Below are 23,349 nucleotides of genomic sequence, written 5' to 3' on the forward strand. Positions count from 1 at the left end.
ACATACCCCCGCATCGCCAACCCCAGCACCACCCCATTCAACCCATGCCACGCAAAGTGGCTGCCCCACGGAAACGCCGCGCACACCGCCAGATCCACCGAGCGCAGCACCAGCGACAGCGCAAACACCGCCCCCGCCGCCAGCAGCACACCGCGCTCGCGCCGCTGCGCACGCCAGTGCCACGCCCCCAGCCCCAGCACAAACGCCAGCGTCGGCGCATACCCAAGCGAGCCATTCAGCCAGCCCGCCGGCAGCGCCTCGCAGCCCACCGACGCCGCCAGAAACACCGCCACCAACCCCGCCGTGCGCACCGCCGTCAGCCGCATCGCCTCGCGCGCATAGGCCAGCACAAACACCAGCTGGAACAGCGAGATCGGAATCACGTCGGCCAGCAGCGTCATGCGGTTGGCAAACAGGTGGAAAGCCGTGCTGCCGGCGCCGATCGCCACCAGCAGCGCCAGCAGCAGCCACGGCCCCAGGCCGGTCGCGCGCTCGCGCCGCAGCAGCCGCCACACGGCAAACGCGGCGATGAAGAACGCCAGGTTCGACGCCGCGTTGAGCGGCTCGGCCCAAAGCCCGGCGTCGGTGCGCTCGCAGTACAGGTCGATGGCGTCCATGGGGTCAGCGCGCGCCTTCGACCTTCTTCAGCTCGTCCTTGCGGTCGCGCGTCTGGTCGGCGCGGGCAAAGTCCTCGGTCGCGGGCAGCTGCACTTCCAGCCGGTCGACCGGCGCCAGCTGGGCCACCGCCTTGGCCACGCCGAGCGTGAGCACATGGCCGCCGCGCTTGCGGTCGGCGGTCAGGTAATGCCAGTGCCAGCCCGGCACGCTCACGCCCTTGGTAAAGCCCGGGCTGCGGATGCCGACCATCACGCCGTCGGTGGCGGCAAACCGGAACACCGACTGCGTCGGCACGATCTCGGCGAGCGGCTTGTAGGGCCGGGTCTGCGGCGCGATGGCGCGGGTGCTCACGTCGACAAAGGCGCCGTCGATGCGCACCGCGTGGAACAGGTTGAGATTGCCGAGCCGCGCGTCGAGCAGCGCTTCCAGGTCGCGCAGGCTGGCGATGTTGTCGAGCGCCAAGCTGGCCGCGGGCCGGAACGGCAGCACATAGGCCAGCGGCGTGCGGTCGCTGGCGGGCGCCAGTTCCACGCTGTCGTCGGCATGGACGTGATAGGCGCGGCCGTCGAGCAGCACCAGTTCGCCGTCGAGCCGGTTGAAGGTGCCGATGCCGAAATCGCCGTGGCGCAGCAGCTCGGCGATGGTCAGGTCGCCGTCGTAGGCGCCGGCCAGCAGCGCGTCGATGGTCGAGTAGGCGTAGACGGCGGCGGGCGGCTCGGCGGCCTGTGCGGCGCCGAGCGCCGGCAGTGCGAGTGCGGCGGCCAGGCCGAGTGCGCGCAGGGCGTGTGCGGGATGAAATTTCATGCGGTCTCCGGATCTGATGGTTGTCGGGCGCAGTGCGCCGGACCGGCATGACAGCACTGCCGTCGCGTACCCGCCAGGGCGCAAGCCACCGATCGGTCAGGTTTTTGCTGCGCCACAGCATCGCTTACAAATCCAGCCAAGCACCATCCACTTGGATGGTTTAAGGTCCGTCCATGCCACCCAAGACCAAATCCGCCCTCGTCCCGGCCAGCAAGCCGCTGGACGAAAAAATCACCATCAACCTCGGCTACGTCGATCTGGGCCAGATCGATCTGCTGGTGCAGGACGGCTTTTATGCCAACCGCACCGATCTCATCCGCACCGCCATCCGCAACCAGCTCGCCACGCATGCCGAGGCGGTCCGGCAGTCGGTGGCGCGGCGCACGCTGGTGCTCGGCATCCATCACTTCTCCGCGGCCGATCTGGCGGCGGTGCAGGCGGCCGGGCAGACGCTGCAAATCCGCGTGCTCGGGCTGGCGACCATCGCGCCCGATGTCACGCCCGAACTGGCGCTCGCCACCATCGATTCGGTGGTGGTCCTGGGTGCGCTGCATGCGAGTCCGGCGGTCAAGGCCGCCCTCGCCGCGCGCATCCGCTGAACCTCTCTCCAAGGCATTCCATGAACTCGCTGCTCAACAAGCTGATGTCCGAAGCCACGCGGCTGACCCAGGCCGGCAATCTCCAGGCCGCCACCGAAGCGATCAAGTCGGCGCTCGCGGCGCATCTGCCCGGCATGTCCGGCCATGACGACCGCACCGTCGACGTGCAGGCGCGCGAGGTGGGCGGCGCCGCGGCCCGCGTGGGCACGGCCGGCGCGACCGGCGCAGCCGACGCCCAGCCGGCCGCCGCCGCCGGCCGCTTCATCGACGGCGGCTATGGCGATGCCAACGGCTCGCGCGAATACAAGCTGTTCATTCCGCCCGGCGCCGGCCAGGGTCGCGCGCTGCCGCTGGTAGTGATGCTGCACGGCTGCACCCAGGACGCCGACGACTTCGCGACCGGCACCCGCATGAATCAGCTGGCGCTGGCCGGCGATGTGTTCGTGCTGTATCCGCGCCAGTCGCGCAAGGCCAACGGCACGCGCTGCTGGAACTGGTTTGTGCCGGCGCATCAGCAGCGCGGCGCGGGCGAGCCGGCGGTCATCGCCGGCATGACGCGCGCGGTGATGAAGGAGCACGGCATCGATCCGGCGCGCGTGTACGTGGCCGGGCTGTCGGCCGGCGGCGCGATGGCGGCGATCTGCGGCGCGGCCTATCCCGAGCTGTTTGCGGCGGTCGGCGTGCATTCGGGTCTGCCGGTGGGCGCGGCCAGCGATGCCGGCTCGGCCTTTGCCGCGATGAGCGGCGGCGCGCCGGTGCATGCACGGCCGCAGCACGCGCCGCCGACCATCGTCTTCCACGGCGATCAGGACTCGACGGTGAGCCCGATCAACGGTGAGCGGGTGGCGGCGGCCAGCGCCGGTGGCCTCGCGCCCGAGCGGGTGCTGGGCAGCGCCGGCCATCGCGACATCACGCGGCGCCTGTGGCGCGATGGCGCCGGCCGCGTGGTGACCGAGCACTGGCTGGTGCATGGCGAAGGCCATGCGTGGCTGGGCGGCGATGCGCGCGGCAGCTATGCCAGCGCCGCCGGACCCGATGCGTCGAAGGAGATGCTGCGGTTTTTTCTGGAGCATCGGCTGGCAGGCGACCGATAACGGTCGGCACCGCGAGCCAGCGGGTCAATTTGCCGGCAATCGCCCACTGCCGGGTTCGTATGAGGTACAGGCCACCAGGCGATAGTGCTTTTCGCTTTTGATCCGAAGCTCGCCTTCTTGAACGACCAATTCAAAAAGTGCGATCACTTCTTTCGGGAGAAACTGCGCTGAAATCAGGCGGCACTTGAGATCGGGGAATTTCTGCTGGCAAAAGACCAAATCCTGCATTGTCTGCACCACACCGATCTGATCCTTGCCGCCCTTGGCCTGCACCGGAATCACATAGTGACTCCCTTCCGTATCCACACCCACATACAACTCATCGATTTCGATTTGCGCCCGACCGCCGTCGGCAAGAATCGTCGTTCTGAGATGATTCTGCAAACTGTAGGTCGCGACCGAAAGAAAGATATCGATCAAGCGGTTGTACCGGAGCTTGGCCAATAGCGCCTGTTCATCCGACTGCGTATATCGCAATACGATTTCAGGAGTGGCGTCGGGAATATCGATCGCCACAAGCCCCATTTGCGGGACGATCCTGCTGATTTTGTCGAGCCTGAACCGATAGGTAGATTGTCCGTGCAGCTCGATGATCCACTCCTTGCCTTCGGTCGCCGTCGCCAAAATGGATTTTGGAAACGCCCTCCGGAAACGGAATGTATAAAGCACATCGCCAAGATTGGCTGGCGGTGGATATCCAAGCTCAATCGCTGCGCTTGTAAACTCCGACCGATCGAACTCGAACGATTGAAGCCCATCTCGATAATGCCGATGGAAAATCATTTCGATGATTTTCCCGTAAACACCGATGGGTTTGCTTTTAGTAACCATAATCCATAGATATTTGCGTGGAGTTCCGTTCGTCCTGCACCGCATCGCGTCGAATGCGATTGGCGATCGGACTTTTTTCAAGCCCGAACTTTGCAACGGCTTCGACCATGCTGAGATTCAGCAGCGTTTCTTCCCCCAAAGGAAGCATCCGCTCGGGCTTGATCGGTACAATTCCCAAGGTTTTCATCACTTCACGCCCCACCGCTCGCGCCAAAAGTGGCGGGACGGAATTACCGATTTGCCTGAAGCCATGCCATTTTGTGGAATGAAAACGAAACCAGTCGGGATATGAATGCAGCCGAGCGGCTTCCCGCACGGTGATGACTCGGTCGTAAATCGGATGAATCGGACGCGGCGACGTGAATGCGCCTCTCGCGGAGTCGGTGCCCGCACGCAGCGTGTTGCACAGCCCATTCGGATCGAGTTTCAGAAACCGGCTGATCGCTTCGACTTTGCCGGGCTGAGTCGCCGAAAATCTCTGGCGCGACAGTTCGGTGTGCTCGGTGCGCATGCTGGATGTGAGGAGCGTCCGATCCCATTGGCGCGGATAGGAAAAATCGCTGTCGTCCGTTTCGGTGCCCTGCAATTTTCCGGCATAGGTCGAGCCTGACTTCTTTTTTATCTTTACCCAGTCGCGATAGCTCAATTCAGCGAAATCGTCGGCATTGGGCAAGTCGAGAATCGCCTCGCCGACCGTCGTCCGCCCGGAGGGCTCCGGATACTCAGGCAATGCCTGATCTGCGCGAGCGGCCACAAGAAAAAGCCGCTTGCGATCTTGCGGAGTGCCGTAGTCCGCAGCGTTCAAGACCCGATACGGTTGAATGACCCGATAACCGTGACTTTCCAGCGCCTCGATGATTTCAGAAAGAAATTTCTTGTGCGCACCGAATGTCAGCCCGCGCACATTCTCGAACACTGCGTATTTCGGACGAAGCTCGCCAACGATGCGGCAGTAGTGATAGACGAGCTTGTTGCGCTCATCGTCCAATGCCCGCTTGCCGATCGTCGAAAACCCCTGACAGGGTGCACCGCCGCACACAAGATCGATATCTCGTTCGCCCAGTTGCGCCAGCGCTCGAATACTTTCGCCGGTCAATTCGACCACGCTTTGGCAAATCGTGGCTGCATGCGGGAAATTGTAATGATGAACCCCGCAATGAATCGGGTCGATCTCGACCGCTGCGGCGATATCGAAACCCGCCTGCTCCATTCCGAGACTGAGTCCACCTGCACCGGCAAAAAGATCGATCGCGATCGGTCGTTGAACTGCTGTCGCCGTCATTGCTCCTCCAAAAACCTCACGACATCGCCGATCGCTCGTTCGATATCTTTCAATTCACATTGCCACACGATGTGGCACTTCCATCCGGCAGCTTCAAGGTCTGCAATGTCGCGCTCGTCACGCGCCAAATTGCGAGCGAACTTGTCGCGCCAGAATTGCGTTCGTGTCTTGGGCATCGTCGCGAATCGGCAATTTTCATGTCGATGCCAGAAACACCCATGAACAAAAACGACTTTCTTGCGACCGGGAAAAACGATGTCGGGTCGACCGGGCAATTTGGCAGCGTGCAGGCGATAACGGTAGCCAAGTGCATGAAGGCGTTTTCGCACAGCAAGTTCCGGCCCGGAATTCTGCGGATGTACAGCGGCCATGATGGCGCTGCGCACAACGGGCGGAACGTGATCTGTCATGGGCGGCGAGTCTAGCCGGCCCTTCAGATGCAGCGACAACCGAATGGATTCAGGGATTCGCCGGGCCGAACCCGGCGCCGCCTCAGGCCTGCGCGAACGCCAGACCGCCGCCGTCGTCGGTCGACAGCGCCCGATCGCTCGGCAGCGGCACGATGGCATCGCCGTCGTCGCCGGCCACCGCGCGGATGCGCACCACCGGCGGGCCCGAGCGGATCGCGCCGAAGATGGTGGCGAATGCCGCATCGGCGGCATCGCGGCCGGTGGCGATGCGCACAAAGCCCATCGGCATCGCCGTGCCCGACGGATCGAACAGATACCAGCGATGGCTCAGATAGACCTCCACATAGGCGTGGAAGTCGGGCGGGCCGAGCACCGGATCGGCGCCGTAGTCGAGCCCGGTCGCAAACCGCGCCGGGATGTTGACCGCGCGGCACAGCGCAATCATCAGATGCGCGAAATCGCGGCACACGCCCACGCGGGTGCGTGCCGTGTCGCAGGCGGTGGTGGTGCTGAGCGAGCTGGCCGAGCGGAAGGTCACGCGCTTGGTGACCCAGTCGCGGATCGCGGCCACACGGCCATAGCCACGCGGCAGCGTGCCGAATTCCTGCACGCCGAGCTGATGCAGCACATCCGATTCGCAATAGCGGCTCGGGTACAGATAGGTGAGCACATTGGCCGGCAGCGCATCGATCGGCACCTCGGACAGCCGCTCGGGCGACTCGACGTGATGCGCGATCGCCACCGTGGCGGCATAGCGGATCGACAGCTGGCCGGCATCGGCATGCAGCTGCATCACCCGGGTGCGGGTCAGCGGATGCTCATGCACGCGCGGCGAGACCGGCTGGCTGATGACGAGCGATTCGTCGCTCAGGCGCTGACGCGGCGTGCGCGCGGCATGGATGCCGAGGATGAAGTCGGCGCCCGGGGCGAGCACGTCGTAGTCGAGATCGACCGTGTAGCGCAGATTGACCATCGGCTTCCTTAGCAGCTGAAGGCGTCGGGACGGCAGCCGGCGCGGGCCCAGTCGAGGCCCTGGTCGCGCGCATAGTCGTGCGCGGCATGGTCGGAGTCGAAGCGTTCGTCGAAGCGGATGAGACGGCCGGTGGTGGCGCTGCCCTGGCCGCTGCGGATGGCGACGCTGGCGCGATAGCGGCCGTCTTCCATGCGCTGGGACAGCGAGCGCAGCGAGAACGGGCCGATGGAAAACTGATGATGTTGCGAAGTCACTGAGAACAATTCTGTCGCCGCTTTGGCGACTCAAGCGAAAAGGTGGCTACCCGCTGGCCACCGGTGCCATCCATGCCCTGCGGCCGGCGCGGTGATGCCGCGCGCGGGCCGGTTCGCGCCGTTTGGGTGCGAGGGAGACATGAAGGGAAGAGGGTTTGCTTGCCGGCCGGGCCTGCCATTGCGGCGGGCGGCTGGCTTGCGAATGCCGGGTTCGACTCGCGGCTTCGACGCGGAAGCCGGGCTCCACAGTGGGGGAGTGAAGCGGTCGATGTCGCAATGCGATGGTGCAGGGTAACAGGCTTGCCGCGACGTGTTACCCGAAGTTGCGACCGGATGTGTGCCCGGTGGCGCGAATTGGCTGCGACTTCAGCCGAGCGCGATGCGCTGCGCGAGCCGGAACGGCGCGCCCGGCGCCGGCTCGACAAAGACGCAGACCGCATCGCAGGCGAGCGGGACGGCGAGCGCGGCCGCGAAATGCGCCTGCGCGGCGGCCAGCAGGCGCTGGCGCGTGTGGGGATCGTCGGCCGGCAGGCGGTCGGTGAGCGTGAGGTGGAAACGCCAGCGCCCGAGCACATGCGGATAGCCCCAGCGGTCGAGCAGTTGGCGCTGTTCATCATCGAGCGGCTGACGCAGGCGGCGTGCCAGCTCGCCGGCGCCGGGCGCGGCGCGAAATCCGTCGAGCGCGCGCACGCAGTCGTCGGCCAGCGCATGCAGCTCGGCGCAGCGGGTGCCGGGCTGGGGGCGCAGCGCGAGAAAGCCATCCAGCTCGGCGACCGCGAGCGGCGGCAGCGCGAACGGCGCATGGCGCGCGGCGAGTGCGCGCACGGCTTGCAGCAGCTCGGCCGGGCTGTGGTCGGCGCGCAGCGCGAACGGCGGCTTGAGCGTGGCGTGGAAGCCGTAGCGCCAGGGATCGCGCGCATGCGGCGGCGGGGCGGCGGGCGCGGTGGCGGCATCCGCAAGCGCGCCGGCGGCAGCCTCGGCGGCGCAGTCGCGCCCGAGCCAGTCGCAGCCGGCGCGCCAGAGCGGATGCGCCTCGGCCGGCGCGAAATACAGCGCATGGCGCAGCGGCGGCGCGCTCATGCGGCGTCGGCGTCGGGCGCGTCGGCCTCGACGGTGAGCTGGACCGCATCGGCGGCGAACAGCGTGATGCCGGCCTCCACCGCCACGCCGGCCGCATCGACATTGGTGTAGCTGACCACCAGTACCGGCTGGGCCGCCGGGCGCGCGAGCGCATCGGCCTCGGCCTGCGTGGGCAGGCGGCAGGCGATGCTGCTGCGCTGGCGCGTGTAGTCGGCCACGCCAAGCCGGGCCAGCGCGCCGGTGATGCTGCCGGCGGCGGCGAATGCCTCGGCCATGCCGGCCAGACGCGGGCAGGGAAACGCGGCGGTACTGATGCCGATCGGCCGGCCGCGCACCGAGGCACGGGTGCGCAATATCTCCACCGTGGTGCGCGCGCCCACGCCGAGCGCCCGGGCCCAGTCGCCGGCCGGCTCGATGGCGCAGTCGAGCAGCTCGCGCCGGGCCCGTTCGCCGATGCCGGCGAGGCTGTCGGTCAGCCGGGTGCGGCGGCGCAGCGCGTAGTCGAGCACCAGCTCGCGCACATAGGTGCCGCTGCCGTGCAGCACCTTGACGAAGCCCTCGCGCGCGAGCGCCTGCATGGCCTGGCGCAGCGTGTGGCGGTTGACGCCGAAGCGCTCGGCCAGCGCGCTTTCGTTGGGCAGGCGCGCGCCGGGGGCAAAGCGGCCGGCGGCGATGTCGTCGCGCAGCGCGGCGGCAATGGCCTCCCAGCGGCGCGGCGCGGCCGGCGTCTCGACCGGCGCGGCCGGCGGCACGGTGGACGAAGCGGGCGCGAGCGTGGTTCTGGGCATGGTCAACAAGTTGTCACGGCCGACGGCCGATACTTGGTGCAAAGTATAGTCATCTAGATGACATCGGCGTGATGCGCGACCCGCTGCGGCCCGCGCCGACGCCGCCCTGCCCGGAGCCCGCGCCGCCATGCCACCGCCCGACCAAGCCCGCAGCGACGCTGCCGCCACCCGCCCGCCGCCCGCCAATGCCACCCAGCAGGCCCGCCGCGACTGGCTCGCCGTGCTGGCGCAGGCGCCGCGCGCCAGCCTCGCGCGGCTGGCGCCGGCCGCCGTCGCCGGTCATGCGTTTGCATGGCTGCGCCGGCCCGAGATCGGGCTGGTGATGCTGCGCGGACGCATCGGCAACAGCGGCGACCGCTTCAACCTGGGCGAAGCCAGCGTCACCCGCTGCGCGCTGCGCTGCGAGCATGGCGGCGCCGTCACCGTGGGCCTGGGCCATGTGCTGGGCCGCGACGAGCAGCGCGCCGAATGGATTGCCGCGCTCGACGCCCTGCTCCAGCAGCCGGCGCTGCACGGTGCTCTGATGGCCAGCACGGTCGAGCCGCTGCGCGCCGATCTGGCCGCCGCGCGCGCCGCCGAGCAGGCCCGGCTGGCGCCAAGCCGGGTGCGCTTCCACGAACTGCAGGCCGAGGTCGCGCGATGAACGCCGCCACGCTCGATCTGGCCCGGCTCGCGCCCGGCTTTGCCGATCCGGTGCATGACGCGCAGGCCGTGTTCCGCCGCCTGCTCGATGCGACGGCGCGGCCGGGCCGGGTGCAGACGCTGCCGGCAACGGTCGAGCGCCGGCTCGGCCGGCCGGCGGGCGCGGGCCCGGCGCTGGCCGCCACCGCGCTCACCCTGCTCGATGGCCAGACCCGGCTCTGGCTTGCGCCCGCGCTGGCCGACGCCGCCGACTGGTGCCGCTTTCACACCGGCGCGCGGATCGCGGCCGATGCCGGCGGCGCCGATTTCGCATTCGCGCCGGCCGACGCGGTCGATGCCGCGCTCTGGCAAACGCTCTCCGCCGGCAGCGACGCCGCGCCGCAGGACAGCGCCACGCTGGTGGTCGAAGTGCCGGCGCTCGACGCCGCGCCGGGCGCCCTCGGCCTGCGCCTGACCGGCCCGGGCATTGCCGATGAGCAGCGGCTTGCCGTCGCCGGCCTGCCGCGCGAGTTCTGGCTGGCGCGCATCGCCGACCAGGCCGGCTATCCGCGCGGCGCCGATCTGCTGCTGATGTGCGGCACGCGGCTCGCCGCCGTTCCGCGCTCGACCCGCATTGCGCTGGAGGACTGAGCATGTACATCGCGGTCAAGGGCGGCGCGGCCGCCATCGCTGCCGCCGAGCGGCTGCTGGCCGAGGCCCGGCGCGGCGATCCGGCGCTGCGCGCCATCGAGGTGGCGCAGATCCGCGAGCAGCTCGGGCTGCTGGTCGATCGCGTCATGGCCGAAGCCGCGCTGCACGATCCCGAGCTGGCTGCGCTCGCGCTCAAGCAGGCGCGCGGCGATGCGATCGAGGCGGTGTTCCTGCTGCGCGCCTTCCGCACCACGCTGCCGCGCTTTGGCCATGCCGAGCCGCTCGACACCGCGCGCATGCGGCTGCGGCGCCGCGTGTCCTCGGTGTTCAAGGACTTGCCGGGCGGCCAGCTGCTCGGCGCCAGCTTCGACTACACCCAGCGCCTGCTCGACTTTGCGCTGGCCGGCGCCGAGGCGGCCGAAGGCGAATTGCTCGCCACGCCGCTGGCGCCGCCGCCCGCCGGCACGCCGGTCGCTGGCCCGGCCGCTACCGGCGCCTGCAACGATGCCCAGGTCGATGCCGACACCGCGCCGCCGGCGCTGGCCCGCCTGGTCGCCGAGCAGCTGATCGAGCCCTGCCTGCCCTCGCCCGGCGATCCCGAGCCGCCCGACATCACGCGCGACCCGCCGGCCTATCCCATGAACCGCGCCGCGCGCCTGCAAATGCTCGCGCGCGCCGACGAGGGCTGGGTGCTCGGCCTCGGCTATTCATCGCAGCGCGGCTATGCCTTCACCCATCCGTTTGCCGGCGAGCTGCGCGCCGGCGCGGTGACGGTCGAGTTCCAGCCCGACGAGTTGGGCTTTGCCATCGAGCTCGGCGAGGTCGACGTGACCGAGTGCCAGATGCTCACGCAATTCGTCGGCAGCGCCGCCACGCCGCCGCAATTCACGCGCGGCTACGGGCTGGTGTTTGGCGCCGGCGAACGCAAGGCGATGGCGATGGCGCTGGCCGACCGCGTGCTGCGCGCCGACGAGTTCGGCGACGAACTGACCAGCCCGGCCCAGCAGCAGGAATTCGCGCTGGCCCACAGCGACAACGTCGAGGCGTCCGGCTTCGTCCAGCACCTCAAGCTGCCGCACTACGTCACCTTCGAGTCGGAGCTGAAGCTGCTGCGCGAGCTGCGCGGCGCCGCGCAGGGAGCCGCCGCATGAACGCACCGCAGCTCGACTTCACCCTGCCGGCGGCCGGCTACAACTTCGGCTACCTCGACGAAAACACCAAGCGGATGATCCGCCGCGCCCTGCTCAAGGCGGTGGCCGTGCCCGGCCATCAGGTGCCGTTCGGCTCGCGCGAAATGCCGCTGGCCTACGGCTGGGGCACCGGCGGCATCCAGCTCACGGCCGCCGTCATCGGCCGCGACGATGTGCTCAAGGTCATCGACCAGGGCTCGGACGACACGACCAACGCGGTCAACATCCGCCGCTTTTTCGCGCGCGTGACCGGCGTGGCGACGACCGAGCGCACGCGCGAGGCCACGCTGATCCAGACCCGCCATCGCATCCCCGAGGCGCCGCTGACCGAGGCCCAGGTGCTGGTCTATCAGGTGCCGCAGCCCGAGCCGCTCTACAAGCTGGAGCCGCGCCGCGCCGAGGCCACGCGGCTGCATGCGTTTGCCGAGTACGGGCTGATGAACGTCAAGCTCTACGAGGACATCGCGCAGTGGGGCCGCATCGATGCGAGCTACGACCATCCGGTGCTGGTGAATGGCCGGCATGTGATGGCGCCGTCGCCGATCCCGAGCTTCGACAATCCCAAGCTGCATCGCATGCCGGCGCTGCAACTGTTCGGCGCCGGGCGCGAGAAGCGGCTCTACGCGGTGCCGCCCTATACCGACGTGCGCAGTCTCGACTTCGACGATCACCCGTTCCGCGTCGAGCCGCAGGGCCATGCCTGCGAGTTCTGCGGCAGCACCGACACCTGGCTCGATGAAGTGCCGCTCGACGACGGCGGCAGCCTGTGGAGCTGCTCCGATACCGACTTCTGCCGCGAACGGCGAGAGGAGCACGGCGAATGAATCTTCACGACACGCCGCTGCTCAGCGCCCGCGCGCTCGGCTTTGCGCATCCGGGCGCTGCCGGTGCCTGGGCGCTGCGCGACATCGACCTCGACCTGCATGCCGGCGAGGTGGTCGCCATCGTCGGCGAATCGGGCTCGGGCAAGAGCACGCTGCTCAATCTGCTGGCCGGCCGGCTCGCGCCGCGCACCGGGCGCGTGGACTATCGCGGCGCCGATCTGCATGCGCTGCCCGAGGCCGAACGGCGCCGGCTGGCGCGCACCGAATGGGGCTTTGTCGAGCAGAACCCGGCCGACGGCCTGCGCATGAACACCAGCGCCGGCGCCAACATCGGCGAGCGGCTGATGGCGCTTGGCGAGCGCCGCTACGACACGCTGCGCGCCGCCGGCGCCGACTGGATGCAGCGGGTCGAACTCGATCCGGCGCGCATCGACGACAGCCCGCGCGCCTTCTCGGGCGGCATGCGCCAGCGCTTGCAGATCGCGCGCAATCTGGTCACGCATCCGCGGCTGGTGCTGATGGACGAGCCGACCTCCGGCCTCGACGTGTCGGTGCAGGCGCGGCTGCTCGATCTCATCCGCGTGCTGGTGGCGCGGCTGCGGCTGTCGGCGCTGATCGTGACCCACGATCTGGGCGTGGCGCGGCTGCTCGCGCATCGCACGGTGGTGATGCAGGCCGGCCGCATCGTCGAGCAGGGGCTGACCGACCGCGTGCTCGACGATCCGCGCCATCCCTACACGCAATTGCTGGTCGCCTCGGTGGTGACGCCATGAATGCGCTGCTGCATCCCGCCGACGGCCAGCCGCGCCACCTGGGCGCGCCGCTGCCCGCCGCCAACGAGCCGGCCGCGCCGGTGCTGAGCGTGCGCGGCCTGGCCAAGACCTTCACCCTGCATCTGCGCGGCGGCATCACGCTGCCGGTGCTCGACGCCATCTCCTTCGACCTGCATGCCGGCGAATGCCTGGCGCTGGTCGGCGCCTCGGGGCGCGGCAAGTCCACGCTCATGAAATGCCTGCACGGCAGCTATGGCGCCGACGCCGGCAGCGCGGTGCTGCATCACGCCGACGGCAGCAGCACCGAGCTGCTGAGTGCCACGCCGCGCGAAACGATTGCGCTGCGCCGGCGCGAGATCGGCTATGTGAGCCAGTTCCTGCGCGCGCTGCCGCGCCTGCCCGCGCTCGACGTGGTGGCCGAGCGCGCGCTCGAAGCGCTCGATGCCGACACGGCAGCCGACGCTGGCAGCGCCCGCGCCGCCGATCTGCACGCCGCCCGCCTCGCCCAGGCCCGCGAGCGCGCTGCCAGCCTGCTCGCCCGGCTCAATCTGCCGGCCAGCCTGTGGCAGCTGCCGCCGGCCACCTTCTCGGGCGGCGAGCAGCAGCGGGTGAACATCGCGCGCGGCTTTGTCCAGCCGGCGCGGCTGCTGCTGCTCGACGAGCCGACCGCCTCGCTCGACGCCGCCAACCGCCGCGTCGTCATCGAGCTGATCCGCGAAGCCTGTGCCGCCGGCGCCGCCGTGCTCGGTATCTTTCACGACGAGGAAGTGCGGCGCGCCGTCGCCAGCCGCGAACTCGACTTCGACGCCCTGCCCTGACCCGCCCCGGACCCGCCATGACCGAGCTGCTCCTCGACCACGCCCGCCTCGTTCTCGCCGACGAAATCGTCGACGGCCATCTGCTGCTGCGCGACGGCCGCATCGCCGCCGTCTGCGAAGGCCGCAGCGGCCTGCCCGGCGCGCTCGACCTGGGCGGCGACCTGCTGCTGCCCGGCCTGGTCGAGGTGCATACCGACAATCTCGAACGCCATGTGATGCCGCGGCCCAAGGTGCTGTTCCCGATGCAGAGCGCGATGCAATCGCACGACGCCGAGATTGCCGCCGCCGGCATCACCACCGTGCTCGACGCGATCGGCGTCGGCGATCCGTATGGCGACGGCTTTCGCGCCCATGACCAGAGCGCGCTGCTCGCGGTGCTCGATGCGCTCGACGCCGCCGGCGCCCTGCGCGCCGACCATCACATCCATGTGCGCTGCGAGCTGCCGGCCAGCAATGCGCGCGAGCTGTTCGCGCCGTTTGCGCATCACCGCCGGCTGCGCCTCATCTCGCTGATGGACCACACGCCGGGCCAGCGCCAGTGGACCGAGATCGAGCATGCCCGCGTCTACTACACCGGCAAGAAGGGCTGGACCGACGCCCGGTTTGCCGAGGAAGTGGCCATCGCGCCCGAGCGCCAGCGGCTGCATGCCGCGCCCAACCGCACCTGGTTTGCCGACTTCGCGCGCGAGCACGACGTGGCGCTCGCCACGCACGACGACACGACCGTGGCGCATGTCGACGAGGCGCATGCCCTCGGCGCCGGCATGAGCGAATTCCCGACCACGCTGGCGGCGGCGCAGCGCGCCCACGGCCTGGGCATGGCGACGGTGGCCGGCGCGCCCAATGTCGTGCGCGGCGGCTCGCACTCGGGCAATGTCGCGGCGGCCGAGCTTGCGCGCGCCGGCGTGCTCGATGCGCTGTCGTCGGACTATGTGCCGGGCAGCCTGTTGCAGGCGGCGTGGCGGCTGGTCGGCGATGCCGGCCTGGCGCTGCCGGCGGCGGTGCGCTGCGTGACGCGGGCGCCGGCGCTGGCCTGCCGGCTGCCGGATCGCGGCGCGCTGGCGCCGGGGCTGCGCGCCGATCTGGTCCGCGTGCGCGAGGTGGGCGGGCTGCCGGTCGCGGTCGAGACCTGGGTCGCGGGGCGGCGCGTGGCCTGAGCCTCAGCCCATCATCACGCCCGGAATCATCGCCAGAAAGTGATCGAGCGGCGGCGTCGGCTGGCCCGGAAGCTTGGCCAGATCGTCCCAGCAGCGCAGCCGCAGCGCATCGGCCGAGAACGGCAGCGCATCGAAGGCGGCGACCTCGGCGCGCGTCATCGGCCCGCCCTGCAACTCCAGCGAATGCAGCGACGCCGGCGACAGCATGGCCGCGTAGTCGGCATGCGCCGCCACCAGATAGCGCTTGGCATCCACATGCAGCCGGATCGGCGCCAGCACGTCGGAGCCGAAGGCATCGCCGAGCAGCGCCATCGCGCGCAGCTCGTGCGCGTCGTCGGTGGCGTCGTCCTCGGTCGCATGAAAATGGCCGATGTCGTGCAGCAGCGCCGCCACGATCAGCGCCGGCGTGGCCCGGGCGCGCTCGGCCAGATCGGCGCATTGCAGCGCATGTTCGAGCGCGGTCACGCTCTCGCGCCGCGCGCCTTCGTAGGGGCGATGGCCGTGGCCGGCAAACAGCACGGCGATGCGGCCGACGGTCTGCATCTGGCGCGCGTCGAGCAGGGCGGGATTCAGGTCGATGGTCATGGCGGGCTTCTTTTTGGTTGGGGAGGTGCGTCAGACCAGGCGCTTGCGCAGCCAGGCCGAGCCCAGGTCGATGACCGACACGCTCAGCACCAGCAGCAGCAGCACGGCGGCCGTGCGCGCGTATTCAAAGCCGCGGATCAGCTCCCACAGCACCATGCCGATGCCGCCCGCGCCGACCATGCCCACCACCGACGCCGAACGCACATTCGACTCGAAGCGGTAGAGCGCATACGACAGCCACAGCGGCAGCACCTGCGGAATCACGCCGTAGACGATCTCGGCCAGCGGATGCGCGCCGGTGGCGCGAATGCCCTCGACCGGCTGCGGATCGATGGCCTCGACCGCCTCGCTGAACAGCTTGGCCAGCACGCCGGTGGTGTGGACCCACAGCGCCAGCACGCCGGCAAACGGCCCCAGCCCCACGGCCACCACGAACAGCAGCGCGAACACCATCTCGTTGATCGAGCGGCAGGCGTCGAGCACGCGGCGCACCGGCTGATGCAGCCACCACGGCGCGATGTTCTCGGCCGCCAGCAGCCCGAGCGGCACTGCGCCGACGATGGCCAGCGCCGTGCCCCAGAGCGCGATCTGGAAGGTGACCAGCAGCTCGGCGAGGTCGCCGCGCCAGTCGCCGAAATCGGGCGGGAAGAAGCCGCGCGCGTACTCGGCCATGTTGCCGGCGTCGCGGAACAGGTCGGCCGGGCGCATGTCGGCGCCCTTCCACGACAGCGCGAGCAGCGCCAGCAGCAGGCCCCAGCCGAACAGCGCGAGGCCGCTGGCGCGCGGCGGGCCGGGCGGGCGCGCCGCCAGCGCCGCCACGCCCGCGCCGCTTTCGGGCAAGGGATGCATGCCGCCGCCTTACTTCGACGCGATCTGCTTGTTCAGCTCGGCCAGCTTGGCGTCGATGTCGCGCAGCTGCCTGGCGCGCTCGTCGGCGGAAAGCGCCGCGTCCTGCTCGACCGTGCTGCGCTTCTTCGCCAGCTCAATCTGGCGGATCGCGACCAGTTGCAGATCGCTCGACGCGCGGAAGCCGCTATAGCCCACGGCGGCCAGGTTCTCGGCCTCGCGCGGCTGCTTGCCGTAGGCCAGGAAGAAGTCGCGCAGCTTCTTCTTGGTGGCGTCGTCCAGGTCGCGGCGCCAGACCAGCGGATCGCTCGGGATCATCGGCGAGCGCCAGATCTCGCGCACCGACTTCATCTGCTCCGGATGCGTGAGCGCGAAGCGGTCCCAGTTCTCGGTGTTGTTGGTGGCCACGTCCACTTGCCTGTTGACCACCGCCAGCAGATTGGTCTCGTGATTGGCGCGCACCGTGCGCTTGAAGTCCTTGAGCGGATCGACGCCGGCCATGCCGAACGCGAAATAGCCCGGGATCACCGTGCCGCTCGTGGAGTTGGGATCGCCATAGCCGAGCGTGAGGCCGGCGCGCTGCTTGACCACATCGTCGAGCGACTTGAGCGGGCTGTCCTTCTGCACGATGAGCAGCGAGTAATAGCCCTCGTTGCCGTCCTTGCCGACCACCTTGGCAAACACCTCGCCCTGGGCCCGGTCCACCGCCTCGATGGCCGACTTGTTGCCAAACCAGCCGACCTGCACCTTGTTGAAGCGCATGGCCTCGATCACGCCGGCGTAGTCGGTCGCGAAGAAGGGCTTGACCGTCAGACCGGTGGCGCGGGCCAGATCGTCGAGCACCGGCTGCCAGGCGCTCTTGAGGTTGGACGACGACTCGGTCGAGATGAAGCCGAAGGCGATCTCGTTGCTCTGCGCTTGGGCGGCGTTGGCGAGCGGCAGCGTGGCGGCGGCGGCAAGCGCAAGACGCGCGATGGCCTGGCGACGGTTCATGGCGGATTTCCTTGAGGCGGGAGGAGAGGCGCGTCAGGCCGGTTGCGGCAGCGCGAAGAAATCGGGAGCGGACTCGGGCCGGGCGGCGGCCGGCGCGGCCAGCAGCTCGTCGGTCTGGGTGCCGTACAGGTCGCGCAGCCGCGCCGGCGTGAGGTCTTGCGTCGGGCCGTCGAACACCACCGCGCCGGCGCGCAGCGCGACCGTGCGCGGGCAGAAGGCAAATGCGTAATCGACCTGATGCAGCGACACCAGCACGGTCACGCCCAGCTCGCGGTTGAGTTCGGCCAGCAGCGCCATCACGCGGCGCGAGGATTCGGGGTCGAGCGAGGCGATCGGCTCATCGGCCAGGATCAGGCGCGCGCCCTGCACCAGCGCGCGCGAGATGGCGGCGCGCTGCTGCTGGCCGCCCGACAGCGTCGAGGCGCGCTGCCAGGCGCAGCCTTCGATGCCGACCCGGCGCAGCGCATCGAGCGCGCGTTCGCGCTCCGCCAACGGAAACCGCCCGAGTAGGCCGCGCCACAACGGCAGCCGGTGCAGCGCGCCGACCAGCACATTGGTCAGCACCGGCAGCCGCTCGACCAGATTGAACTGCTGGAACACGCAGGCCACGTCGGCGCGCTGGGCCCGCACATCGCGCGCGAGCCGGCCGCCGGACTGCACTTCGCGGCCAAACAGCCGCACCACCGACTGGCTGCCCGCATCGGCGCGATGCAGCCCGTTGAGATGACGCAGCAGCGTGCTCTTGCCCGAGCCCGAGGCGCCGAGCAGCGCGACCATCTCGCCGCGCCGCACGCTCAGCGACACACCGCGCAGCGCCGGCTGGCCGCCGAAGCGCTTGCTCAAGCCCGTCACTTCGATTGCGTTGCTGTCGTTGGACATCGCCCCTCCGCAGGCGCCATGGCCCGAATCGCCCGGATCGTCGGCGCGCGGGGTGACGTGTGCGTGAAGCGGGGCTGACAGGCGCGTGACGGTTTGCGGCGACCGCCGGTCGCAACACCCTTGCCCGCCGCGTAACGCTTCGATTCGCCGACGGCGGCCGCGACCTTCACGGCGAAGACTGCGGCTCCATTGGCCAGCGGCCACAGGGGCCGCACCGGTTGCGCGCGCCCCGTCCGGCGCCGCGCCGGCGAGCCTTGTTTCCGGCGCCCGCTCCTTCTCCGGCATGGCGCCGGGCATCGGAGCCCGATCCATGACCCGCCTTCCTCCCGGCACGCGCCCGCTGCTCCTCGTTGCACTGGCGGCGCCGCTGCTGCTTGCCCTCGCCCCGGCCCATGCCGACGGCACGCCCGAAGCGGGCACGCCCAACGCCGTCGCGGCCGACAAGGCCGGCGGCAATGCCGACGCCGGCAAGACCGTGTTCCAGAACCAGTGCGCGTCCTGCCACACCGTCATGCCGGGCAAGAACGGCTTTGGCCCGTCGCTCGCGGGCGTGGTCGGCCGGCACGCCGGCAGCCTGCGCGACTACAAGTACACCGACGCGATGGCGCACTCGGGCCTGACGTGGAACGAGGCGGAGATCGAATCCTTCATCGCCTCGTCGACCGCCAAGCTGCCCGGCACCGCGATGGCCGTGGCCGTCGCCGATCCCAAGGCGCGCGCCGACGTGGTCGCCTATCTCAAGACGCTCGGCGCGCCCGATGCCGCCAGCGCCGCGCCGCCCAGGGCGCCCACGCCCATCGCCGGCGGCCCCACGCAGGCCCAGCTGATGAACGCCGCCGCCGACCGCGCCAACTGGCTCTACGCCAGCAAGGACTGGTCGGGCCAGCATTACGTCGACCTCAGGCAGATCACGCCGGCCAACGCGGGCCAGCTGCGCGCGACCTGCATCTACCGCTCCAACACGGCCGGCTCCACGCAGACCAATCCGCTCGTGTTCGACGGCGTCATGTACTTCACCATCGACGAGAGCACGGTCGCCATCGACGCCGCGACCTGCCGGCCGCGCTGGACCCATCGCTGGGCCATGAAGGACGCCGCGCTGTCGAAGAGCAACCGCGGCGTCGCCATCAAGGACGGCCGGCTGGTGCGCGGCACGCCCGACGGCTATCTGCTCGAACTCAACATGGCCGACGGCTCCGAAATCTGGAGCCGCAAGATCGCCGACGCGAAGAACAGCCAGTACCTGAGCATGCCGCCGCTCATCTACGGCGACAGCATCGTCTACGGGCCCGCCGGCGCAGACTGGGGCGCCAAGAACTGGGTCGGCGCCTTCGACCTGAAAACCGGCGAACCGCGCTGGCGCTTCAACGTGATCCCCGACGACAACGAGCCCGGCGCCGACAGCTGGCCCAGCGCCCAGGCGCGCCAGCACGGCGGCGGCAGCCTGTGGACGCCGTTCACGCTCGACGCCGCCAAGGGCGTGCTCTGGGTGCCGGTCGGCAACCCGGCGCCCGACTTCTACCGCGACGCCCGCGTGGGCGCGAACCTGTACACCAACTCGGCCGTCGCGCTCGACATCGACACCGGCAAGCTGCTCTGGTATCGCCAGTTCGGCCCGGCCGACGAGCACGACCGCGACCTGAGCCAGACCAGCCCGCTGTTCAGCGTGGCCAGCGGCGGCGGCAAGCCGCGCGACCTGATCGCCATCGGCGGCAAGGACGGGCTGCTGCGCGTGCTCGACCGCAACAGCCACGAGCAGCTCTGGCAGGCCGAGATCACCAGCCGCACCGACTTCGACGCCTCGCCCACGCCCGAGGGCGTGCATTCCTGCCCCGGCCTGCTCGGCGGGCTGGAATGGAACGGTCCGGCCTACAGCCCGCAGGCGCGCGCGCTCTACGTGTCCAGCATCGACTGGTGCGGCACCTTCACGCGCAGCGCCACGCCGCCGGCCTTCGTGGACAACTCGCACTACTACGGCGGCGCCGTGTCGCCCGACCCCGAGGACAGGAAGAAGGGCTGGATCCAGGCGCTCGACGCGACCACCGGCAAGGTGAAGTGGAAACGGCAATGGTCCACGCCGCTCGTGGCCGCGATCACCGCCACCAGCGGCGGCGTGCTGTTCACCGGCGACCTCGACAACAACTTCCTCGCGCTCGACGCGGCCAGCGGCAAGACGCTCTACTCGTTCAACACCGGCGGCTCGGTGGGCGGCGGCGTCATCAGCTATGCGCTCGGCGGCAAGCAGTACGTGGCCACCACGAGTGGCGTGGTGTCGGGCTTCTTCGGCGGCACGGGCACGTCGGCGATCGTGGTGTTCGCGCTGCCGTAACCGGCGCCGGCGCGGGCCGGGCGCAGCACAATCGGGGGACTTCTGCCCACGCCTCCGAAAGCCTCCATGGACATCGTCCGCGCCATCGCCGACTACAACGCCGGCCGCGATCCCGAACGCCTCGCGCTCAAGTACGCAAAGATGCGCGGCGACCCCTTCGTGTTCCTGCGCGGCAGCTGCCACCTGTTCCACGACCGCATGCCGCAGGGCGGCGTGTTTGCCAGCGCCCCCGCCGCCTGGGCCTGCGGCGACCTGCATCTGGAGAACTTCGGCAGCTACAAGGCCGACAGCCGCCAGGTGCAGTTCGACATCAACGACTTCGACGAAGCCGCGCTCGCGCCCGCCAGCTGGGATCTGGCGCGGCTACTGACCAGCCTGCGCGTCGGTGCCTCTGGCCTCGGCATTTCCGCCGCCGAGACCGATGTGCTCTGCCGCGCCCAGCTCGCCGCCTACCGCGCCGCGCTGGCCGACGGCAAGGCCGGCTGGATCGACCGCGACACCGCCGACGGCCAGATCGGCGACCTGCTCGCCGACCTGCGCAACCGCAAGCGCGCCGACTACATCGGCAAGCGCACCGAGACGCGCGACGGGCATCTGCGCCTGCGCACCGACAACGGCAAGGCGCTGCCGGCCAGTCCGGAGCAGCGCGGCGCCGTGGCCGCCTTCCTCGACCGCTTCGCCGCCAGCCAGCCCGAGCCGCGCTTCTACAAGCTCATCGACGTGGCGCGCCGCATCGCCGGCACCGGCAGCCTGGGCGTGGAGCGCTATGTGCTGCTGGTGCGCGGCAAGGGCGACGGCCTCGAAGGCCATTACCTGCTCGACCTCAAGCGCGCGCTGCCGTCCACGCTGGCGCCCAAGGTGGCGCTCGCGCAGCCCGCGTGGGTGAGCGACGCCGACCGCATCGTGCTGCTGCAACGGCGCATGCAGGCGGCGTCGATGGCCTTCCTGCACGCGGTGGACTTTGGCGGCCAGCCCTTCGTGCTGCGCGGCCTGCAACCGTCGGAAGACCGCGTGACGCTGGAGCGCAAGGCGCAGTCGCTGGCCGAGCTGCGCGCCACCATCGAGACGCTGGGCCGGCTGCTGGCCTGGGCGCAATTGCGCAGCAGCGGCCGGCAGGGCTCGGCCAATGCCGATGCGCTGATCGCCTGGGCCGGCGACCCGCACTGGCCGCCCGAGCTGCTGGCCGCCACCGAAGCGCTGGCGGCCCGGACGCGCGCCGATTCGGCCGCCTTCGACGCCGCCTGTGCCGACGGCAGCCTGCATGCCTGACGCAGCGCAAACCGCCGTGCCCGGCTGGCGCGATGCCGCCGCCGGCCTCTGCGTGGCCGGCCTGCTGATTCCGGAAGCCGTCGCCTATGCCGGGCTGGCGCGCGTGCCGGCCGGCCATGCGCTCGCGGCCGCGCTGGCCGGGCTGCTGGTCTACGGCCTGCTCGGCGGCAGCCGGTTTGCCGTGGTGTCGCCGACCTCGTCCACCGCCACGCTGGCGGCGGCGGCGGTGCTGGCGCTGCCGGCCACCGGTGCCGATCCGGGCGCGTTTCTGCAAGCCCTTGCAGCGCTGGTGCTGCTGGCCGGTGCGGCGCTGGCGCTGCTGGGCGTGGCGCGGCAAGGCCAGCTGTCGGGGCTGGTGTCGCGGCCGGTGCTGCGCGGCTTCGGCTTTGCGCTGGCGCTGTCGATCGTGCTGCGCCAGCTGCCCGATGCGCTCGGCCTGCCACTGCCGCACGACGCCGGCGCCGATCCGCTGCATGTGCTGATCTACACCGCGCGCCATGCCGCCGACTGGCATCGCGCCAGCCTGCTGGTGGCGCTGGCCACCGGCGCGCTGATTGCGCTGCTGCGGCGCTGGCCGGCGCTGCCGGGCTTTCTCATCGCGATGCTGGCGGCGGTCGCGGCGTCGCAGGCGCTCGGGCTGGAGGCGCGCGGCGTGGCCACGGTCGGCCGCATCGCCGCGCCGGCGTTTGCGCCCGCCTTGCCGCTGCTGCCGCTCGACCAGTGGCTGCGCGCGGCCGAGCTGGCCTTCGGCGTGGTGGTGCTGGTGTTCGCCGAATCGTGGGGCAGCATCCGCGGGCTGGCGCTGGCGCATGGCGACAGCATCGACGCCGACCGCGAGCTGCGCGCGCTGGGCCTGTGCAATCTGGCGTCGGCGCTGTTGCAGGGGCTGCCGGTGGGCGCGGGGTTTTCGGCCAGTCAGGCCAATGCGGCGGCCGGCGCGCAAAGCCGGCGCGCCGGACTGATGGCGTTTGCGGCCATCGGCGCGGTGCTGGCGTTTGGCCTGCCGGCGCTGGCGCTGCTGCCGCGCCCGGTGCTGGCGGTGGCGGTGATCGCGGCGCTCTGGCACTCGCTGTCGCCGGCGCCGCTGCTGGCGGTGTGGCGCATGCGGCGCGACCGGGTGCTGCTGCTCGGCGCGGTCGCGGCGGTGCTGGGCTTTGGCGTGCTGCACGGCATGCTCGCGGCGGTCGGGCTGTCGCTGGTGGCGGCGCTGCGGCGCTTCAGCCAGCCGGTGGTGCATGAGCTGGGGCGGCTCGGCAGCACGCGCAATTTCGTGGTGACCGATGCCCATCCCGATGCGCTGGCGCTGCCCGGCCTGATCGTGCTGCGGCCCGAGGAGCCGCTGTTCTTTGCCAGCGCCGAGCGCGTGGTGCATGAGGTGATCGAGCGCGCCGGCCAACGCCGCGGCCTGCGCGCCGTGGTGCTCAGCCTGGAAGAAAGCTCCGACCTCGACAGCACCGCGGTGGAGTGCCTGATGGAGCTGTCGCGCCGGCTGGAGCGCAACGGCCAGACCCTGCTGCTGGCGCGCGCCAAGGACCGCGTGCGCGAACTGCTGGCGCGCTGCGACCCCGACGGCGTGGGCCGGCAGGCGCGCATGACCTTCAGCGTGGCCGATGCGGTGGCGCTGGCTGCGGCAGACGCGCCCGGCGGCTGAACGCCGCCGCCTGTGCGCAAATCCCTCCGC

Annotated in this window: 25 protein-coding genes; 12 read left to right on the plus strand and 13 right to left on the minus strand. The window is 70.3% G+C overall.

Features of this window, described 5'->3' with window-relative positions; genetic code table 11:
• Together B9P64_RS14890 and budA are read right to left on the minus strand one after the other, a co-directional pair.
• On the minus strand, positions 1–617 hold a 617-nt coding region (locus B9P64_RS14890; RefSeq protein WP_085316657.1), incomplete at its 3' end, for a hypothetical protein.
• Positions 618–621: 4 nt separating this feature from the next.
• Entirely contained in the window at positions 622–1,422 is an 801-nt protein-coding gene (gene budA / locus B9P64_RS14895) for an acetolactate decarboxylase (protein ID WP_085316658.1), read from the minus strand.
• 173 nt (positions 1,423–1,595) lie between these two features.
• On the opposite strand from budA, the gene B9P64_RS14900 reads away from it, so the two are divergent.
• Together B9P64_RS14900 and B9P64_RS14905 are read left to right on the plus strand one after the other, a co-directional pair.
• A complete protein-coding gene (locus B9P64_RS14900) occupies positions 1,596–2,021 on the plus strand; it encodes a CopG family transcriptional regulator (RefSeq protein WP_085316659.1) in 426 nt (141 codons plus the stop codon).
• A gap of 20 nt (positions 2,022–2,041) precedes the next feature.
• On the plus strand, positions 2,042–3,115 hold the full coding sequence (locus B9P64_RS14905; protein ID WP_085316660.1) for an extracellular catalytic domain type 1 short-chain-length polyhydroxyalkanoate depolymerase: 1,074 nt from the start codon (positions 2,042–2,044) through the stop codon (positions 3,113–3,115).
• Between the two features lie 24 nt (positions 3,116–3,139).
• On the opposite strand, the gene B9P64_RS14910 is transcribed toward B9P64_RS14905, so the two are convergent.
• The 7 genes from B9P64_RS14910 to phnF all read right to left on the minus strand — a co-directional run bounded on the left by B9P64_RS14910 (position 3,140) and on the right by phnF (position 8,733).
• On the minus strand, positions 3,140–3,946 hold the full coding sequence (locus B9P64_RS14910; RefSeq protein WP_085316661.1) for an endonuclease: 807 nt from the start codon (positions 3,944–3,946) through the stop codon (positions 3,140–3,142).
• Positions 3,936–5,228, minus strand: a complete 1,293-nt coding sequence (locus tag B9P64_RS14915) for a DNA cytosine methyltransferase (RefSeq protein WP_085316662.1) — start codon at positions 5,226–5,228, stop codon at positions 3,936–3,938. The genes B9P64_RS14910 and B9P64_RS14915 overlap by 11 nt, the downstream gene beginning before the upstream one ends.
• Positions 5,225–5,638, minus strand: a complete 414-nt coding sequence (locus B9P64_RS14920; RefSeq protein WP_085316690.1) for a very short patch repair endonuclease — start codon at positions 5,636–5,638, stop codon at positions 5,225–5,227. The genes B9P64_RS14915 and B9P64_RS14920 overlap by 4 nt, the downstream gene beginning before the upstream one ends.
• 82 nt (positions 5,639–5,720) lie before the next feature.
• A complete protein-coding gene (locus B9P64_RS14925) occupies positions 5,721–6,611 on the minus strand; it encodes a transglutaminase-like domain-containing protein (RefSeq protein WP_085316663.1) in 891 nt (296 codons plus the stop codon).
• Positions 6,612–6,619: 8 nt separating this feature from the next.
• On the minus strand, positions 6,620–6,865 hold the full coding sequence (locus tag B9P64_RS14930) for a hypothetical protein (RefSeq protein WP_085316664.1): 246 nt from the start codon (positions 6,863–6,865) through the stop codon (positions 6,620–6,622).
• 366 nt (positions 6,866–7,231) lie between these two features.
• Positions 7,232–7,945 (minus strand): DUF1045 domain-containing protein, encoded by a 714-nt coding sequence (locus B9P64_RS14935; RefSeq protein WP_085316665.1) that lies wholly within the window; start codon positions 7,943–7,945, stop codon positions 7,232–7,234.
• Positions 7,942–8,733 carry a phosphonate metabolism transcriptional regulator PhnF gene (phnF, locus tag B9P64_RS14940; RefSeq protein WP_176256827.1) on the minus strand — a complete coding sequence of 264 codons (792 nt, stop codon included), beginning with the start codon at positions 8,731–8,733 and terminating at the stop codon, positions 7,942–7,944. Before phnF ends, B9P64_RS14935 begins: the two co-directional genes overlap by 4 nt.
• Positions 8,734–8,860: 127 nt before the next feature.
• On the opposite strand from phnF, the gene phnG reads away from it, so the two are divergent.
• Genes phnG through B9P64_RS14975 form a run of 7 tightly spaced genes read left to right on the plus strand, consistent with a single transcriptional unit; the run spans position 8,861 to position 14,767 of the window.
• A complete protein-coding gene (phnG, locus tag B9P64_RS14945; protein WP_085316667.1) occupies positions 8,861–9,376 on the plus strand; it encodes a phosphonate C-P lyase system protein PhnG in 516 nt (171 codons plus the stop codon).
• Positions 9,373–10,005, plus strand: a complete 633-nt coding sequence (gene phnH / locus B9P64_RS14950) for a phosphonate C-P lyase system protein PhnH (RefSeq protein ID WP_085316668.1) — start codon at positions 9,373–9,375, stop codon at positions 10,003–10,005. The genes phnG and phnH overlap by 4 nt, the downstream gene beginning before the upstream one ends.
• A gap of 2 nt (positions 10,006–10,007) precedes the next feature.
• The gene (locus B9P64_RS14955; protein ID WP_085316669.1) at positions 10,008–11,156 is read left to right on the plus strand and encodes a carbon-phosphorus lyase complex subunit PhnI; all 1,149 of its coding nucleotides are present in this window, start codon (positions 10,008–10,010) and stop codon (positions 11,154–11,156) included.
• Positions 11,153–12,019, plus strand: coding sequence for an alpha-D-ribose 1-methylphosphonate 5-phosphate C-P-lyase PhnJ (locus B9P64_RS14960; protein ID WP_085316670.1), 867 nt, complete (start codon positions 11,153–11,155; stop codon positions 12,017–12,019). The genes B9P64_RS14955 and B9P64_RS14960 overlap by 4 nt, the downstream gene beginning before the upstream one ends.
• Complete coding sequence (gene phnK, locus B9P64_RS14965; RefSeq protein WP_085316671.1) at positions 12,016–12,792, plus strand: phosphonate C-P lyase system protein PhnK; 777 nt, start codon at positions 12,016–12,018, stop codon at positions 12,790–12,792. Before B9P64_RS14960 ends, phnK begins: the two co-directional genes overlap by 4 nt.
• Positions 12,789–13,610, plus strand: a complete 822-nt coding sequence (locus tag B9P64_RS14970; protein ID WP_085316672.1) for a phosphonate C-P lyase system protein PhnL — start codon at positions 12,789–12,791, stop codon at positions 13,608–13,610. Before phnK ends, B9P64_RS14970 begins: the two co-directional genes overlap by 4 nt.
• A 17-nt stretch (positions 13,611–13,627) precedes the next feature.
• Positions 13,628–14,767 (plus strand): alpha-D-ribose 1-methylphosphonate 5-triphosphate diphosphatase, encoded by a 1,140-nt coding sequence (locus B9P64_RS14975; RefSeq protein ID WP_085316673.1) that lies wholly within the window; start codon positions 13,628–13,630, stop codon positions 14,765–14,767.
• 3 nt (positions 14,768–14,770) lie between these two features.
• On the opposite strand, the gene B9P64_RS14980 is transcribed toward B9P64_RS14975, so the two are convergent.
• From B9P64_RS14980 to phnC, 4 genes are read right to left on the minus strand one after another with little or no spacing between them, the layout of a single operon-like run.
• On the minus strand, positions 14,771–15,352 hold the full coding sequence (locus B9P64_RS14980; RefSeq protein ID WP_235840000.1) for an HD domain-containing protein: 582 nt from the start codon (positions 15,350–15,352) through the stop codon (positions 14,771–14,773).
• A gap of 30 nt (positions 15,353–15,382) precedes the next feature.
• Entirely contained in the window at positions 15,383–16,201 is an 819-nt protein-coding gene (gene phnE, locus B9P64_RS14985) for a phosphonate ABC transporter, permease protein PhnE (protein WP_085316674.1), read from the minus strand.
• Positions 16,202–16,210: 9 nt separating this feature from the next.
• Positions 16,211–17,191: a phosphonate ABC transporter substrate-binding protein gene (phnD, locus tag B9P64_RS14990; RefSeq protein WP_085316675.1), complete on the minus strand. Its 981-nt coding sequence runs from the start codon at positions 17,189–17,191 to the stop codon at positions 16,211–16,213.
• A 33-nt stretch (positions 17,192–17,224) separates the two neighbouring features.
• On the minus strand, positions 17,225–18,070 hold the full coding sequence (gene phnC / locus B9P64_RS14995) for a phosphonate ABC transporter ATP-binding protein (RefSeq protein ID WP_085316676.1): 846 nt from the start codon (positions 18,068–18,070) through the stop codon (positions 17,225–17,227).
• Between the two features lie 310 nt (positions 18,071–18,380).
• Here phnC and B9P64_RS15000 point away from each other — a divergent pair, with 310 nt between their 5' ends.
• The 3 genes from B9P64_RS15000 (at position 18,381) to B9P64_RS15010 (ending at position 23,319) form a co-directional block, all read left to right on the plus strand.
• A complete protein-coding gene (locus B9P64_RS15000; RefSeq protein WP_176256828.1) occupies positions 18,381–20,399 on the plus strand; it encodes an outer membrane protein assembly factor BamB family protein in 2,019 nt (672 codons plus the stop codon).
• A 66-nt stretch (positions 20,400–20,465) separates the two neighbouring features.
• Positions 20,466–21,668 carry a DUF2252 domain-containing protein gene (locus B9P64_RS15005; RefSeq protein WP_085316678.1) on the plus strand — a complete coding sequence of 401 codons (1,203 nt, stop codon included), beginning with the start codon at positions 20,466–20,468 and terminating at the stop codon, positions 21,666–21,668.
• Positions 21,661–23,319 (plus strand): SulP family inorganic anion transporter, encoded by a 1,659-nt coding sequence (locus tag B9P64_RS15010; protein WP_085316679.1) that lies wholly within the window; start codon positions 21,661–21,663, stop codon positions 23,317–23,319. Before B9P64_RS15005 ends, B9P64_RS15010 begins: the two co-directional genes overlap by 8 nt.
• Positions 23,320–23,349: the final 30 nt, after the last annotated feature.

Source organism: Derxia lacustris (genome assembly GCF_002105195.1).
GTDB classification, from domain to species: domain Bacteria; phylum Pseudomonadota; class Gammaproteobacteria; order Burkholderiales; family Burkholderiaceae_E; genus Derxia; species Derxia lacustris.

Bases quoted from the DNA above. Each gene is read 5' to 3' on its own strand.
- phnG (WP_085316667.1), top strand. From the start codon at position 8,861: ATGCCACCGCCCGACCAAGCCCGCAGCGACGCTGCCGCCACCCGCCCG.
- B9P64_RS14980 (WP_235840000.1), bottom strand. From the start codon at position 15,352: ATGACCATCGACCTGAATCCCGCCCTGCTCGACGCGCGCCAGATGCAG.
- B9P64_RS15000 (WP_176256828.1), top strand. From the start codon at position 18,381: ATGACCCGCCTTCCTCCCGGCACGCGCCCGCTGCTCCTCGTTGCACTG.
- B9P64_RS14970 (WP_085316672.1), top strand. From the start codon at position 12,789: ATGAATGCGCTGCTGCATCCCGCCGACGGCCAGCCGCGCCACCTGGGC.
- B9P64_RS14935 (WP_085316665.1), bottom strand. From the start codon at position 7,945: ATGAGCGCGCCGCCGCTGCGCCATGCGCTGTATTTCGCGCCGGCCGAG.
- budA (WP_085316658.1), bottom strand. From the start codon at position 1,422: ATGAAATTTCATCCCGCACACGCCCTGCGCGCACTCGGCCTGGCCGCC.
- B9P64_RS14905 (WP_085316660.1), top strand. From the start codon at position 2,042: ATGAACTCGCTGCTCAACAAGCTGATGTCCGAAGCCACGCGGCTGACC.
- B9P64_RS14920 (WP_085316690.1), bottom strand. From the start codon at position 5,638: ATGACAGATCACGTTCCGCCCGTTGTGCGCAGCGCCATCATGGCCGCT.
- phnD (WP_085316675.1), bottom strand. From the start codon at position 17,191: ATGAACCGTCGCCAGGCCATCGCGCGTCTTGCGCTTGCCGCCGCCGCC.
- phnC (WP_085316676.1), bottom strand. From the start codon at position 18,070: ATGTCCAACGACAGCAACGCAATCGAAGTGACGGGCTTGAGCAAGCGC.
- B9P64_RS14915 (WP_085316662.1), bottom strand. From the start codon at position 5,228: ATGACGGCGACAGCAGTTCAACGACCGATCGCGATCGATCTTTTTGCC.
- B9P64_RS15005 (WP_085316678.1), top strand. From the start codon at position 20,466: ATGGACATCGTCCGCGCCATCGCCGACTACAACGCCGGCCGCGATCCC.
- B9P64_RS14910 (WP_085316661.1), bottom strand. From the start codon at position 3,946: ATGGTTACTAAAAGCAAACCCATCGGTGTTTACGGGAAAATCATCGAA.
- B9P64_RS14975 (WP_085316673.1), top strand. From the start codon at position 13,628: ATGACCGAGCTGCTCCTCGACCACGCCCGCCTCGTTCTCGCCGACGAA.
- B9P64_RS15010 (WP_085316679.1), top strand. From the start codon at position 21,661: ATGCCTGACGCAGCGCAAACCGCCGTGCCCGGCTGGCGCGATGCCGCC.
- B9P64_RS14955 (WP_085316669.1), top strand. From the start codon at position 10,008: ATGTACATCGCGGTCAAGGGCGGCGCGGCCGCCATCGCTGCCGCCGAG.
- B9P64_RS14900 (WP_085316659.1), top strand. From the start codon at position 1,596: ATGCCACCCAAGACCAAATCCGCCCTCGTCCCGGCCAGCAAGCCGCTG.
- phnK (WP_085316671.1), top strand. From the start codon at position 12,016: ATGAATCTTCACGACACGCCGCTGCTCAGCGCCCGCGCGCTCGGCTTT.
- B9P64_RS14925 (WP_085316663.1), bottom strand. From the start codon at position 6,611: ATGGTCAATCTGCGCTACACGGTCGATCTCGACTACGACGTGCTCGCC.
- phnF (WP_176256827.1), bottom strand. From the start codon at position 8,733: ATGCCCAGAACCACGCTCGCGCCCGCTTCGTCCACCGTGCCGCCGGCC.
- phnE (WP_085316674.1), bottom strand. From the start codon at position 16,201: ATGCATCCCTTGCCCGAAAGCGGCGCGGGCGTGGCGGCGCTGGCGGCG.
- B9P64_RS14960 (WP_085316670.1), top strand. From the start codon at position 11,153: ATGAACGCACCGCAGCTCGACTTCACCCTGCCGGCGGCCGGCTACAAC.
- phnH (WP_085316668.1), top strand. From the start codon at position 9,373: ATGAACGCCGCCACGCTCGATCTGGCCCGGCTCGCGCCCGGCTTTGCC.